The 13,430-nt window shown below is 70.5% G+C and carries 12 protein-coding genes; 5 read left to right on the top strand and 7 right to left on the bottom strand.

The genetic code is table 11. From position 1 onward, the window contains the following. Window positions 1-3: 3 nt before the first annotated feature. Genes tkt through pgl form a run of 5 tightly spaced genes read left to right on the top strand, consistent with a single transcriptional unit; the run spans window position 4 to window position 6,625 of the window. Entirely contained in the window at window positions 4-2,106 is a 2,103-nt protein-coding gene (gene tkt, locus QCN29_RS16260) for a transketolase (RefSeq protein WP_279928806.1), read from the top strand. A gap of 45 nt (window positions 2,107-2,151) precedes the next feature. Continuing rightward, the gene (gene tal, locus QCN29_RS16255) at window positions 2,152-3,270 is read left to right on the top strand and encodes a transaldolase (RefSeq protein WP_279928804.1); all 1,119 of its coding nucleotides are present in this window, start codon (window positions 2,152-2,154) and stop codon (window positions 3,268-3,270) included. Between the two features lie 15 nt (window positions 3,271-3,285). Beyond that, window positions 3,286-4,809, top strand: a complete 1,524-nt coding sequence (gene zwf, locus QCN29_RS16250) for a glucose-6-phosphate dehydrogenase (RefSeq protein WP_279928803.1) — start codon at window positions 3,286-3,288, stop codon at window positions 4,807-4,809. Beyond that, window positions 4,806-5,852, top strand: coding sequence for a glucose-6-phosphate dehydrogenase assembly protein OpcA (gene opcA, locus QCN29_RS16245; protein ID WP_279928802.1), 1,047 nt, complete (start codon window positions 4,806-4,808; stop codon window positions 5,850-5,852). The genes zwf and opcA overlap by 4 nt, the downstream gene beginning before the upstream one ends. Further along, complete coding sequence (gene pgl / locus QCN29_RS16240; protein ID WP_240135873.1) at window positions 5,849-6,625, top strand: 6-phosphogluconolactonase; 777 nt, start codon at window positions 5,849-5,851, stop codon at window positions 6,623-6,625. Before opcA ends, pgl begins: the two co-directional genes overlap by 4 nt. 48 nt (window positions 6,626-6,673) lie before the next feature. Here pgl and QCN29_RS16235 read toward each other — a convergent pair whose 3' ends face one another. The 7 genes from QCN29_RS16235 to secG form a co-directional block, all read right to left on the bottom strand. Beyond that, complete coding sequence (locus QCN29_RS16235; RefSeq protein ID WP_279928801.1) at window positions 6,674-7,504, bottom strand: poly-gamma-glutamate hydrolase family protein; 831 nt, start codon at window positions 7,502-7,504, stop codon at window positions 6,674-6,676. Between the two features lie 34 nt (window positions 7,505-7,538). Further along, window positions 7,539-9,173 carry a PH domain-containing protein gene (locus QCN29_RS16230; RefSeq protein WP_279928800.1) on the bottom strand — a complete coding sequence of 545 codons (1,635 nt, stop codon included), beginning with the start codon at window positions 9,171-9,173 and terminating at the stop codon, window positions 7,539-7,541. Then, window positions 9,170-9,670 (bottom strand): PH domain-containing protein, encoded by a 501-nt coding sequence (locus QCN29_RS16225; protein ID WP_279928799.1) that lies wholly within the window; start codon window positions 9,668-9,670, stop codon window positions 9,170-9,172. The genes QCN29_RS16230 and QCN29_RS16225 overlap by 4 nt, the downstream gene beginning before the upstream one ends. Window positions 9,671-9,674: 4 nt before the next feature. After that, the gene (gene pgi, locus QCN29_RS16220; protein ID WP_240135878.1) at window positions 9,675-11,327 is read right to left on the bottom strand and encodes a glucose-6-phosphate isomerase; all 1,653 of its coding nucleotides are present in this window, start codon (window positions 11,325-11,327) and stop codon (window positions 9,675-9,677) included. Between the two features lie 56 nt (window positions 11,328-11,383). Then, window positions 11,384-12,616 carry an MFS transporter gene (locus QCN29_RS16215; RefSeq protein ID WP_279928797.1) on the bottom strand — a complete coding sequence of 411 codons (1,233 nt, stop codon included), beginning with the start codon at window positions 12,614-12,616 and terminating at the stop codon, window positions 11,384-11,386. 92 nt (window positions 12,617-12,708) lie between these two features. Further along, the gene (locus QCN29_RS16210) at window positions 12,709-13,044 is read right to left on the bottom strand and encodes an RNA polymerase-binding protein RbpA (RefSeq protein WP_267241347.1); all 336 of its coding nucleotides are present in this window, start codon (window positions 13,042-13,044) and stop codon (window positions 12,709-12,711) included. A 135-nt stretch (window positions 13,045-13,179) separates the two neighbouring features. Beyond that, window positions 13,180-13,410 carry a preprotein translocase subunit SecG gene (secG, locus tag QCN29_RS16205; RefSeq protein ID WP_226735004.1) on the bottom strand — a complete coding sequence of 77 codons (231 nt, stop codon included), beginning with the start codon at window positions 13,408-13,410 and terminating at the stop codon, window positions 13,180-13,182. Window positions 13,411-13,430: the final 20 nt, after the last annotated feature.

The raw sequence follows: 13,430 nt of genomic DNA, 5'->3' as shown, positions 1-13,430 counted from the left end.
AGGGTGAGCACCAAGCCGACCACGACAGACCTCGAGTGGACCGAATCGGACCGGCGGGCCGTTGACACCGCCCGGGTCCTGGCCATGGATTCCGTACAGAAGGTCGGCAACGGCCATCCGGGTACGGCCATGAGCCTGGCCCCCGCCGCTTATGTTCTCTTCCAGAAGCTGATGCGGCACGACCCGGCGGACCCCGACTGGACCGGCCGTGACCGGTTCGTGCTGTCCGCGGGCCACTCGTCTCTGACCCTGTACATCCAGCTCTACCTCGCCGGGTACGGGCTGGAGCTGGACGATCTGAAGGCCTTCCGCACCTGGGGTTCCAAGACCCCCGGCCACCCGGAGTACGGCCACACCGCGGGCGTCGAGACGACGACCGGCCCGCTGGGCCAGGGCGTCGCCAACGCCGTGGGCATGGCCATGGCCGCCCGCTACGAGCGCGGTCTGTTCGACCCGGAGACGCCGCAGGGCGAGAGCCCGTTCGACCACACCGTCTGGGTGATCGCGGGTGACGGCTGCCTCCAGGAGGGCATCGCCGCCGAGGCGTCCTCGCTGGCAGGTCACCAGAAGCTGGGCAATCTGGTCCTCCTCTGGGACGACAACCACATCTCGATCGAGGGCGACACGGAGACGGCCGTCTCCGAGGACACCCTGAAGCGGTACGAGGCCTACGGCTGGCATGTGCAGCGCGTGGAGCAGCTGCCCGACGGCGACCTCGACCCGGCGGGCCTCTACCGCGCGCTGAAGGCGGCGCAGGAGGAGACCGAGCGGCCGTCCTTCATCGCCGCCCGCTCGATCATCGCCTGGCCGGCTCCGAACGCGCAGAACACCGAGGCCGCGCACGGCTCGGCGCTGGGCGACGAGGAGGTAGCGGCCACCAAGCGCGTCCTGGGCTTTGACCCGGAGCAGGACTTCGAGGTGTCCGACGCGGTCATCGAGCACACCCGCCGGGCGCTGGACCGCGGCCGTGAGGCGCGCGGCGAGTGGGAGAAGGGGTTCGCCGCCTGGCGCACCGCCAACCCCGAGCGTGCGGCCGCGTTCGACCGGATCCGCGCGGGCGAGCTGCCGGCGGACTGGGAGGACGCCCTTCCCGAGTTCGAGACCGGCCACTCCATCGCCACACGCGCCGCCTCCGGCAAGGTGCTCCAGGCGCTGGGCGCGGTCGTGCCCGAGCTGTGGGGCGGCTCCGCCGACCTGGCGGGCTCCAACAACACCACGATCGACAAGACGTCGTCGTTCCTGCCCGAGGGCAACCCGCTGCCGGAGGCCGACCCGTACGGCCGCACGATCCACTTCGGCATCCGCGAGCATGCGATGGCCGCGGTGATGAACGGCATCGCGCTGCACGGCAACACCCGCATCTACGGCGGCACTTTCCTCGTCTTCTCCGACTACATGCGCAACGCGGTGCGGCTGTCCGCGCTGATGCACCTGCCGGTGACGTACGTCTGGACGCACGACTCGATCGGCCTGGGCGAGGACGGCCCGACCCACCAGCCGGTGGAGCATCTGGCGTCGCTGCGCGCTATCCCGGGTCTGAACATCGTCCGCCCCGCCGACGCGAACGAGACGGCGATCGCCTGGCGCGAGATCCTCAAGCGCCACACCAAGGAGTTCGGCGTCGGCGCCCCGCACGGTCTGGCGCTGACCCGGCAGGGCGTGCCGACGTACGACCGCAACGAGGACGCGGCGAAGGGCGGCTATGTGCTGTTCGAGGCCGAAGGGCCGTCCGGGCAGAGCGCCGCGCCGCAGGTCGTGCTGATCGGCACCGGCTCCGAGGTGCAGCTCGCGGTCGCGGCGCGGGAGCAGCTGCAGGCCGAGGGCATCCCGACCCGGGTGGTGTCGATGCCGTCCGTGGAGTGGTTCGAGGAGCAGGAGCAGGGGTACCGCGACAACGTGCTGCCGCCGTCGGTGAAGGCGCGGGTGGCGGTCGAGGCCGGGATCGGTCTGACCTGGCACCGCTATGCGGGAGATGCGGGCCGCATCGTTTCGCTGGAGCACTTCGGCGCTTCGGCGGACGGCAAGGTCCTCTTCCGCGAGTTCGGCTTCACTGCCGAGGCGGTCGCCGCGGCCGCGCGGGAATCGATCGCGGCCGCCGCGCGCTGACGGCGTCATACGCATTCTGCACAAGGACTAGGAGATGCAACTCTCATGACAGACGCACTCAAGCGCCTTTCCGACGAAGGCGTCGCGATCTGGCTGGACGACCTGTCGCGCAAGCGGATCACCTCCGGCAATCTGGCCGAGCTGATCGACGAGCAGCACGTCGTGGGCGTCACCACCAACCCTTCGATCTTCCAGAAGGCGATCAGCGGCGGCGACGGCTACGAGCAGCAGCTCGCGGACCTCGCCGTGCGCAAGGTGACCGTCGAGGAAGCCGTCCGCATGATCACGACGGCGGATGTGCGGGACGCGGCCGACATCCTGCGTCCGGTCTTCGACGCCACCGGCGGTCAGGACGGCCGGGTCTCCATCGAGGTGGACCCGCGCCTTGCCCACAACACGGCGGCCACCGTCGCCGAGGCCAAGCAGCTCGCCTGGCTGGTGGACCGGCCGAACACGCTGATCAAGATCCCGGCCACCAAGGCGGGCCTGCCGGCGATCACCGAGGTGATCGGCCTGGGCATCAGCGTCAATGTGACGCTGATCTTCTCGCTGGAGCGCTACCGCGAGGTGATGGACGCCTACCTGGCCGGTCTGGAGAAGGCCAAGGAGCGCGGCCTGGACCTGTCCAAGATCCAGTCGGTGGCGTCGTTCTTCGTGTCCCGTGTGGACACCGAGATCGACAAGCGGCTGGACGCGCTGGGCACCCCTGAGGCCAAGGAGCTGCGCGGCAAGGCGGCTCTCGCCAACGCCCGCCTGGCGTACGAGGCGTACGAAGAGGTGTTCGCATCCGACCGCTGGGCGGTGCTGGACAAGGCGCAGGCCAACCGCCAGCGTCCGCTGTGGGCGTCGACCGGTGTGAAGGACCCGGCGTACAAGGACACGCTGTACGTCGACGAGCTGGTCGCGCCCGGCACGGTGAACACCATGCCCGAGGCCACGCTGGAGGCGACCGCCGACCACGGCGAGATCACCGGCGACACGGTGCGCGGCTCCTACGAGCAGGCGCGCGCCGACCTGGACGCCCTGGCGAAGCTCGGCATCTCCTACGACGACGTGGTGCAGCTGCTGGAGGACGAGGGCGTCGAGAAGTTCGAGGCGTCCTGGAACGACCTGCTCAAGTCGACCGAGGCGGAGCTCGAGCGCCTCACCCCGTCGGAGGGCTGACCCACCTTGTCCGGTGTGATCGGAGCGAACCCGCTCCGTGACGCTGCAGACCGACGGCTCCCGCGGATCGCGGGGCCGTCGGGTCTGGTCATCTTTGGCGTCACGGGCGATTTGTCACGTAAAAAGCTGATGCCGGCGGTGTATGACCTGGCCAACCGCGGGCTGCTGCCGCCGGGCTTCTCGCTGGTCGGCTTCGCCCGTCGTGAGTGGCAGGACGAGGACTTCGCTCAGGAGGTGCACGACGCCGTCAAGCAGCATGCGCGCACCCCCTTCCGTGAGGAGGTCTGGCAGCAGCTCATCCAGGGAATGCGCTTCGTCCAGGGCAACTTCGACGACGACGACGCCTTCGAACAGCTCAAGGCCACCATCGAGGACCTCGACAAGGCCCAGGGCACCGGTGGCAACTTCGCCTTCTACCTCTCCGTGCCGCCGAAGTTCTTCCCCAAGGTCGTGCAGCAGCTCAAGAAGCACGGACTGGCGGACCAACAGGGCGGCTCCTGGCGGCGCGCCGTCATCGAGAAGCCCTTCGGCCATGATCTGACCTCCGCTAAGGAGCTCAACTCGATCGTCCATGAGGTGTTCTCGCCGGAGCAGGTCTTCCGGATCGACCACTATCTGGGCAAGGAGACCGTCCAGAACATTCTGGCGCTGCGCTTCGCCAACACCCTCTTCGAACCGGTCTGGAACCGGTCGTTCGTCGACCATGTGCAGATCACCATGGCCGAGGACATCGGCATCGGCGGCCGGGCGGGCTACTACGACGGCATCGGCGCGGCCCGTGACGTCATCCAGAACCATCTGCTCCAGCTGCTGGCGCTGACCGCGATGGAGGAGCCGCTGTCCTTTGACGCGGACGCCCTCGCGGCGGAGAAGACCAAGGTGCTCGGTGCGGTGAAGCTGCCGAAGGACCTGGCGGAGGGCACCGTGCGCGGACAGTACGCGGCCGGCTGGCAGGGCGGTGAGAAGGCCGTCGGCTATCTCGAGGAAGAGGGCATCGACCCCCAGTCAAAGACCGACACCTACGCCGCGATCAAGCTTGGGATCGACAACCGCCGCTGGGCGGGCGTCCCCTTCTATCTGCGCACCGGCAAGCGGCTGGGCCGCCGGGTGACGGAGATCGCGGTGGTCTTCCAGCGTGCTCCGCATTCGCCCTTCGACCACACGGCGACCCAGGAGCTGGGGCAGAACGCCCTGGTCATCCGGGTGCAGCCGGACGAGGGCGTGACCATGCGGTTCGGCTCCAAGGTGCCGGGGACGTCGATGGAGGTGCGGGACGTCTCGATGGACTTCGCATACGGCGAGTCCTTCACCGAGTCCAGCCCGGAAGCCTATGAGCGGCTGCTCCTCGATGTGCTGCTGGGCGACTCCAACCTCTTCCCGCGGCTCGAGGAGGTCGAACTGTCCTGGAAGATCCTCGATCCGATCGAGGAGTTCTGGAGCAAGAACGGCAGGCCCGCGCAGTATCCCGCCGGCACCTGGGGTCCGGCCGAGGCGGACGAGATGCTCGCACGAGACGGACGGAGCTGGCGTCGGCCATGAAGATCGACCTTACGGACACCACGGCCAGCAAGGTCAACAAGGCGCTGGTGCGGGGGCGGCGGGCCATCGGCACGCCGACCGTCGGCATGGTGCTGACCCTGGTCATCGTCACCGACGAGGAGAACGCCTACGACGCCCTGAAGGCGGCGAGCGAGGCCTCCCGCGAACACCCCTCGCGCACCCTGGTGGTCATCAAGAGGATCTCGCGCTCGCCGCGCGACCGCGCGAAGGCGCGGCTGGACGCCGAGGTGCGCGTCGGCGCGGACGCCGGGACCGGCGGTGAGACGGTTGTGCTGCGGCTGTACGGCGAGGTGGTCGACCACGCCCAGTCGGTGGTGCTGCCGCTGCTGCTGCCCGACGCCCCGGTGGTCGTGTGGTGGCCGGTGAACGCGCCGGTCGACCCCGCCCACGACCCGCTGGGCGCGCTGGCGCAGCGCCGGGTGACGGACACGTACGCGGCCGAGCACCCGGTGCGGGAGCTGGCCGCGCGCGCCGCGGCGTACACACCCGGCGACACGGATCTGGCCTGGACCCGGATCACGCCGTGGCGCTCCATGCTGGCGGCCGCGCTGGACCAGGTCGACTGCGATGTCACCTCGGTGGAGGTGGCCGGTGAGGAGTTCAACCCCAGTGGCGAGCTGCTCGCCATGTGGCTGGCGGACCGGCTGCAGGTGCCGGTGCGGCGGATTCGGTCGAAGGGCCCCGGGCTGACGGCGGTGCGGATGGAGACGACCTGCGGGCCGATCGTGCTGGACCGCGCGGACGGTTCGCTGGCGACACTGTCGATCCAGGGTCAGCCCAAGCGTGCGGTGGCGCTGAAGCGGCGCGACACGGCCGAGCTGATCGCGGAGGAGCTGCGGCGGCTGGACCCGGACGACACCTATGCGTCGGCGCTCCGGTTCGGTGTGGAGAACCTCTCCGCCGCGACGGCCGCCGAGCACGCGGCCGGTGACTCCGCCTCCGGTGGGACCGGGACCGAGGGGGCGGCGAGAGGCCAGGCCGACGGAAAGTCGGCGGCCGCGAAGAAGGCGGCGGCGAAATGACCGCCCGTCAGCTCGTGGTGCACCACGACAAGGCTCTGATGGCGCAGGCCGCCGCCGCCCGGCTGATCACCCGGATCGTGGACGCCCAGTCCGCACGCGGCACGGCCTCCGTGGTGCTCACGGGCGGCCGCAACGGCAACGCCCTGCTGGCCGCGCTCGCCGCCTCCCCGGCCCGTGACGCGGTCGACTGGCGGCGGCTGGACCTGTGGTGGGGCGACGAGAGGTTCCTTCCCGAGGGCGATGCGGAGCGCAATGTCACGCAGGCCCGGGAGGCGCTGCTGGACCGGGTGCCGGTCGATCCGTCGCGGGTGCACGCCATGCCCGCCTCCGACGGCGAGTGGGGCGGCGACGCGGATGCCGCAGCCGCCGCGTACGCGGCCGAACTCGCCGCCGCGGCAAGGCCGGAGAACCACGCCGCGGTGCCGTCGTTCGACGTCCTGATGCTGGGCGTCGGCCCGGACACACATGTCGCCTCGCTCTTCCCGGAGCTTCCCGGGGTCCGCGAGACGGAGCGCACGGTCGTCGGCGTCCATGGCGCGCCCAAGCCGCCGCCGACCCGGATCTCGCTGACGCTTCCCGCGATCCGATCGGCGCGTGAGGTGTGGCTGCTGGCGGCGGGCGAGGACAAGGCGAAGGCGGCGGCGATCGCCCTCTCCGGCGCGGGTGAGATCCAGGCCCCTGCCGCGGGCGCGTACGGCCGCAGCCGGACGCTCTGGCTGCTCGACGCGGCCGCGGCGTCCCGGCTTCCGCGGGATCTGTATCCCCCGGCGTAGTAAGGCGGCTCTGGCCGCGAGGCTGCGGACCGGTCCCCGCCGTCGTCTTCAGAGGATGACCTGGTCGGGGTCGGTCTCCAGGGTGGCGATCGCCCTGCGGCAGGCGCCCACGAAGGCGTCGAAGTCCTCGTTGGTGCTGCCGGCCCGGCCTGCGCGGGTGTTGACGTCGAACATCGCGGCCCGCAGATCTGAGGTGATCTCCAGCTGTGCGCCCTTTCCGAGCATGGTGCGGTTGCACAGATTGGCGGTGGAGACGCCCGCGAGGTGCGGGACCTCGCTGCCGTCCCGCCAGCCGATGCCCGCCGCGGTGAACTCCTGCTTCAGCAGCGTCTTGAAGCGCTCGTTGCGGCCGCCGACGACCACGACGTCGCTCCCCCCGGCCGACGTGGTGGAGCAGCCGTGCAGGCTCAGCACATTGAGGCTGCTCGCGGCCATGGACACCGCCACATGGTCGTCGTTGTGGGTGGAGGTCACATGCAGCACGCTGTTCCCCCCGCTCTTCAGCCCTTCGAACATCCAGTAGTCGTGGACGCCGTGGCCGTCCTGAATCGGCGTCAGGCTGTCGGGCCGGTAGCCGGCAATGCCGAGGCAGAGCTCGGAGGTGCCGGTCTCGATGCTGCCGCCGTGCAGTGCCATGACGGTGGTGCGGTTGCAGGGGGAGGACTGGCCGAGGCTGTCGTCGAAGTACTGGTGCCGCCGGTAGCGGCGGGCGAAGTCCGTGCCCTCCATGCCCGCAAGCTGCGTGTACAGGTCGGTGTTGGAGTCGTAGAGGTCATCGGCGGCATGGGCGGGCGGTGCGGCGACGCCGCCGAGCAGGGGGCCGGTGACGGCGGCGGCAGCGAAGGCGGTGAGGATCGTGCGACGGCTCGTTGATGTCATGCCCACCATGATCACCCCCCTTCGGCCGCCGCGATCAACCGGGCTCCTTCTCCTGGGCGGGCCGCAGAAAGGGGCCAAGTACGCCGGGGACCGCTGCGGCCGCGAAGCACAGCCCCTCGCTCTCGTCCGCGTCGTGGACGTCGTACCCGCCCGCTCCCGCGGCCGTCGTCGCGGTGAGGGTGATCAGCCCCGCCCGCCGCTGGAAGCAGGACTGACGGACCGTCCAGCCGATGACTCCGCTCCGCTGGAGCGCCACTGTGGAGCGCCGCATCGTGCCGCTGCGTGCGACCAGATACGCGCCGCTGAGCCCATGCCCCAGGTTCCGGTACGCGTCGCGCGCGAGGAGCGCCGCGAGCGGCACTCCCACCGCCGTCCATCCCGCGGCGACGGAGAGCAGGACGGGATCGACCCGGACGCCCAGCGCGGCGAACAGCGCGGCCGGGGCCAGCACGCCTGTGACCGCCCGTCGGAGCCTGCGGGTCCGTGCCGCCGGCGGATGGACGGTCAGCGGCGTGCCCGTGGGCGTCGAGGACTCCTTGAGGACCCGCGCCGCCACCTCGTGCGCCGTGGCCGCGGGAACCGCGGGGAGCAGCGCCTGGTGACCTGCGTGCTTGTGGTCGTCCTCCCTGACCAGTCCGGTGGCGACCGCGTCCAGCCGTCCCGCTCCGAACAGCCGTACGCCGAGCGGCTCGACGAGGTCGACTCCGCGCAGCCGCCGCTCCTCGATGGAGATCGAGCGGGATGTGAGCAGGCCCCTGCGCACCCGCAGGGCGCCGCCCGGCTCCCGCTCCAGCCGGTAGCCCCACCACATCTCGACCCAGAAGGCGAGGGCGCCGACGACGCCGGCGACGAGCGCCGCGAGGGCCAGGACCGCGACGGTCAGCGCGACAGGCGTGGTCAGGAACCGGTCCCGGGTCCATTCGACTACTTCACCCTGCAGCCCGAACCACTCGCTGACCTGCATCACCGCGCCCACCGCCGCACCGCCGAGGACGGGCGCGACGAAGGAGACCGGCGCATAGCGGATCCACCGTGGATCCAGTGCCGCGAGCAGGCCGTCGCGGTGGTGTTCCGCGGACTCGGCACGTGGGGCGCCTGCGATCAGCTCCCGGCGGAGCCGTTCCCCCTCCGCCTTGGGGACGGGGTCCAGCTCCAGCGTGGACTCGCCGGTCCCGGTCTGTTCTCCGGTGCCGATGCGCACTTTCACCAGACCGAACACCCGTTGCAGCACATTGGCCGTCAGATCGACGCTGCGGATCCGTTCTCTGGCCAGGGAGCGGCGCTTTATCAGCAGCAGCCCGGTGTGGAGTTCGGCGCGCTCGGGCCCGATGCGATAGCGGGTTCTGCGCCAGCGCACATAGTCCGCGGCCACGGCCGCCGCGACGACCAGGACGCCCCCGGCCAGCACCAGAGCGGCTGCCTGCCACAGCGGAAGGGCCCCGGCGAGCCCGAAGAACGCGGGCAGGGCCGCGCCCCCGGCGACGCCGGTCATGACGAGCCCTGTCACCCAGACGGTGCGGGTGTCGAGCCGCCGCCATACGTCGCCGTGCGGCGCGGGCCCGCACCCGGCCCCGGACCGGGGTGCGGGCCCGGGCACGGGCGTGGGCACGGGCGCGGGCGCGGGCGTGGACGCCCCATGGCCTCCGGCGCCGGGTGCAGGCGCGTTCATGTCGCGTCTCCCGGCGTGGCCTGGGTGATCCTGGTCAGCTGCTCGGCGAGGTCCGCCGCCGTTTCATGGTCCAGGCCCTGAATCCTGATCTCGCCCCGCGCGGAGGCGGTGGTGACGGTCACCGTCGCCAGCCGGAACGCCTGCTCCAGCGGTCCACGCATCGTGTCCACCGTCTGGATCCGGGACATGGGCGCGATCCGCCACTCCTGCCAGAGCGCGCCCGTGCGGACGTACACGGCCTCGTCGGTCACCTCCCAGCGGTGCACCCGATACCACCAGGCGGGGAAGAAGGCGGTTCCGGCGAGCCCCAGCACTGCCAGCGCTCCGGCCGCGACGAGCAGCCAGCGGCCGGCGGGCTCGATGAACGCGGCCAGCACGACGAGCACCCCGACGGGCACGGCCGCGGTCAGCAGGCACTGCACACGCCACCAGGTGACGGCCCGCCGGTCCAGGCGGTTGGCGGGCGGTCTGAGCCGGACCGTGTTCTCCCCCGCCATCGGATCAGCGGCCTCGCCGGGTGCGGTACTCGGCGGCGAGCGTGGCAGTCGAGGAGTCGAGCTGGTCCCCGCCCGCCCCTTCGGTCAGCACGGGTTCGATCTTCTTGGCCAGCACCTTGCCGAGTTCGACGCCCCACTGGTCGAAGGAGTCGATGTTCCAGACCGCGCCCTGTACGAACACCTTGTGCTCGTACAGCGCGATCAGCTGGCCCAGCACGGAGGGGGTCAGCTCTTCGGCGAGGATCGTGGTCGTCGGGTGGTTGCCGCGGAATGTCTTGTGCGCGACCAGTTCGTCGGGCACGCCCTCCGCCCGCACCTCCTCCGGCGTCTTGCCGAAGGCGAGCGCCTGCGTCTGCGCGAAGAAGTTGGCCATCAGCAGATCATGCTGGGCGAGAAGGAAGTGCGGCAGATCGTCGACGGGCTTGGCGAAGCCGATGAAGTCCGCCGGGATGACCTTGGTCCCCTGGTGGATCAGCTGGTAGTACGCATGCTGGCCGTTGGTGCCCGGAGTGCCCCAGACGACCGGTCCGGTCTGCCAGTCCACCCGATGGCCCTGGCGGTCCACGGACTTGCCGTTGGACTCCATGTCGAGCTGCTGGAGATAGGCGGTGAACTTGCTCAGATAGTGCGAGTACGGCAGCACGGCGTGCGACTGGGCGTCGAAGAACGCGCCGTACCAGACCCCGAGAAGTCCCAGCAGCAGCGGTGCGTTTGCCTCCGGCGGGGCATTGCGGAAGTGCTCGTCGACACGGTGGAAACCGTCGAGCATCTCGCGGAACCGGTCGGGGCCGATCGCGATCATCAGGGAGAGGCCGATCGCGGAGTCGTAGGAGTACCGGCCGCCGACCCAGTCCCAGAACTCGAACATATTGGCCGTGTCGATGCCGAACTCGCCGACCTTTTCGGCGTTGGTCGACAGGGCGACGAAGTGCTTGGCGACGGCGCTCTCGTCGCCGCCGAGGCCGTCGAGCAGCCAGGCGCGTGCGGATGTCGCGTTGGTGATGGTCTCGATGGTGGTGAAGGTCTTGGACGCGATGATGAACAGCGTCTCTGCCGGGTCCAGATCCCTGACGGCCTCGTGCAGATCCGCGCCGTCGACGTTGGAGACGAAACGGAACGTCAGATCCCGTGCGGTGTATGAGCGCAGCACCTCATAGGCCATGGCCGGGCCGAGGTCGGAGCCGCCGATGCCGATGTTGACGACGTTCCTGATCGGCTTGCCGGTGTGGCCGGTCCACCGGCCGGACCTGATCCGGTCGGAGAAGGCGCGCATCTTGTCGAGCACCGCGTGCACGCCCGGCACCACGTTCTCGCCGTCGACCTCGACGACGGCGTCCCGGGGCGCGCGCAGCGCGGTGTGCAGCACGGCGCGGTCCTCGGTGGTGTTGATCTTCTCGCCGCGGAACATGGCGTCCCGCAGCTCGGCGACGCCGGTGGCGGCGGCCAGTTCGCGCAGCAGCCGCAGTGTCTCGTCCGTCACGAGATGCTTCGAGTAGTCGAGGTACAGATCGCCGACCTGGAGGGTGTACCGCCCGCCGCGGGCGGCGTCGGCTGCGAACAGCTCCCGCAGATGGGTGTCTCCGAGCTGTTCGCGGTGCTTGCCGAGAGCGGCCCATTCGGGGGTCTGGTTAAGTCGCGTGCGTCCTTGTGCGTTCATCTAGGACATCGCCCATTCTTCTCGTACCTGCCTGCATGCCCCGCTGCGTCACCAACCTAATTGATCAGACCGCTCAGTGCGGCCACTGCCGGCACGAAGAGCGCCGCGGCCAACAATGCGGGGGCGTTGGGCCCCAGGGCTCCGGCCACCGCGCCGCCGAGCAGCGCGCCGAGCGGGACCCCCGCGACGGTGAGGGTGCGGATGGCCGCGCTGACACGGCCCAGCATTCCGGCGGGGCTGCGCTGCTGCGTCAGCGTCGTCTGGTTGACGTTCCACACCATGCCCATCACGGCGAACACGGCCATCGCCGCGACGGTCGCCCACAGGGCGCGTACCGAGCCCATCGCAAGCAGGGCGCCCGTCTGCACCAGACCGGCCAGGAAGACGCTGCGTATGCGTCCGATCCGGTCGGCGAGACGGCGGGCCGTCAGACCGCCGACGACGCTGCCCGCTCCGAAGGCGGTGAGCACGGCCGCGTATCCGGCGGTCCCCGCGTCCAGCCAGTCGGTGACATGGACGACGAGGGTGGCGATGAGCGCGCCCATGCCGATGTTGCAGATGGTGGAGGCGATGCACAGGCCGCGCAGCGCCCGGTCCTGCCACAGATGGCGCAGCCCCTCCGCTATCTGGCCGCGCAGGGTGCTTCCGGCGGGTCCGGGGGCCCGCGGCGGCCCCGGAGTCCGCGGAGTCCGCAGCGAGGCGACGAGGACGGCTGCCGCGGCATAGGTGGCCGCGTCGACCGCGTAGGGCACGGCCGCGCCCGCCGCGAGCAACACCGGAACCGCCGGAGTGGACAGAAAGCTCCCCACGATCTGCTGGGTGGTCATCAGCCGGGCGTTGGCGCTGCCCAGCGCCGCGGCCGGCACGAGGGATGGCAGCAGGGCGGTGGCGGCGTTGTCGAACACCGTCTGGAGCACGGTGAGCACGAAGGCCACCGCGATCAGCAAGGCGATCGAATGGGCGTCCAGCCAGACGGCCACGGCGAAGCCGGCCATCAGGACCCCGCGGACGACGTCCGCGATCCACATCGCCCGCCGCTGGTCCACCCGGTCGGCGACCGCCCCGCCGACCAGCCCGAACAGCAGCCACGGCAGATAGCCGCAGGCCGTGACCGACGCGATGAGCAGCGGGTCGTCGGTGAGCGAGACGGCGAGCAGCGGCATGGCCGCGATGCGCAGGGAATCCCCGAACTTGGAGACCGCAGCGGCCGCCCAGAGCCGGCCGAATCCTCCGCGCCATGCGGGTGCATGTGTCTGCGCGCGCTCGGTGACCGGTGCTGTTTCCCCCACCCCGCCCTCCCCGCAACCGGGGGCTCCGCCCCCGGTTCAGCAACGAAAAAGTCCGGTCGGCCACCTTTCGGCGTCCAACCGGACCGCATCTCCTAGATCTCGCCCCGCAGTTTGGCGAGCGCCTCCGCGAGAATCGCCTCGCCATCCGCGTCGGTGCGCCGTTCGCGCACATACGCGAGGTGTGTCTTGTACGGCTCGGTGCGCGGCGGGTCCGGCGGATTGTCCCGGTCCTGCCCCGCGGGGAAGCCGCAGCGCGGACAGTCCCAGGTGTCCGGGACCTGTGCGTCGCTGGCGAAGCTCGGCTGTGTCTCGTGCCCGTTCGAGCACCAGAAGGAGATGCGCAGGCGGGGTGCTGACTCGCCTCGCTCAGCCTCGCCCATCGGCCCCGCTCCGACCCGGCTCCCCCGGATCGCGTTGCCACTTGCCACGGTCGTAACTCCCTGCGTGATGGTGCTGCACAGCGTCTCGGAGCGGCTGCGCCGCGGGTGCCCCAGTCTACGTAAGGCCCAACGCTCGTCCAGTGATTGGAGTTACACCCCACCCCCGAGACGGGTAAGTCCTGGTCAGCTGTCCAGCTTCATCAGCAGACCGAGTGCGACAATGCACGCGAACCACAGCAGACCGACCACGACCGTGATCCGGTCGAGGTTGCGCTCGGCGACCGAGGAGCCGCCGACGGACGACTGCATGCCGCCGCCGAACATGTCGGAGAGGCCGCCGCCCTTCCCCTTGTGCATCAGCACCAGCAGCATCAGCAGCAGGCTGAAGACGATCAGGGCGATCGAGAACCCCATAACCACGGCTGGACCAACTT

The organism is Streptomyces chengmaiensis (genome assembly GCF_029846775.1).
Classification (GTDB): domain Bacteria; phylum Actinomycetota; class Actinomycetes; order Streptomycetales; family Streptomycetaceae; genus Streptomyces; species Streptomyces chengmaiensis.
The sequence above is the reverse complement of the archived record's forward strand: the minus strand, read 5'-3'. Positions and strand labels throughout refer to the sequence as shown.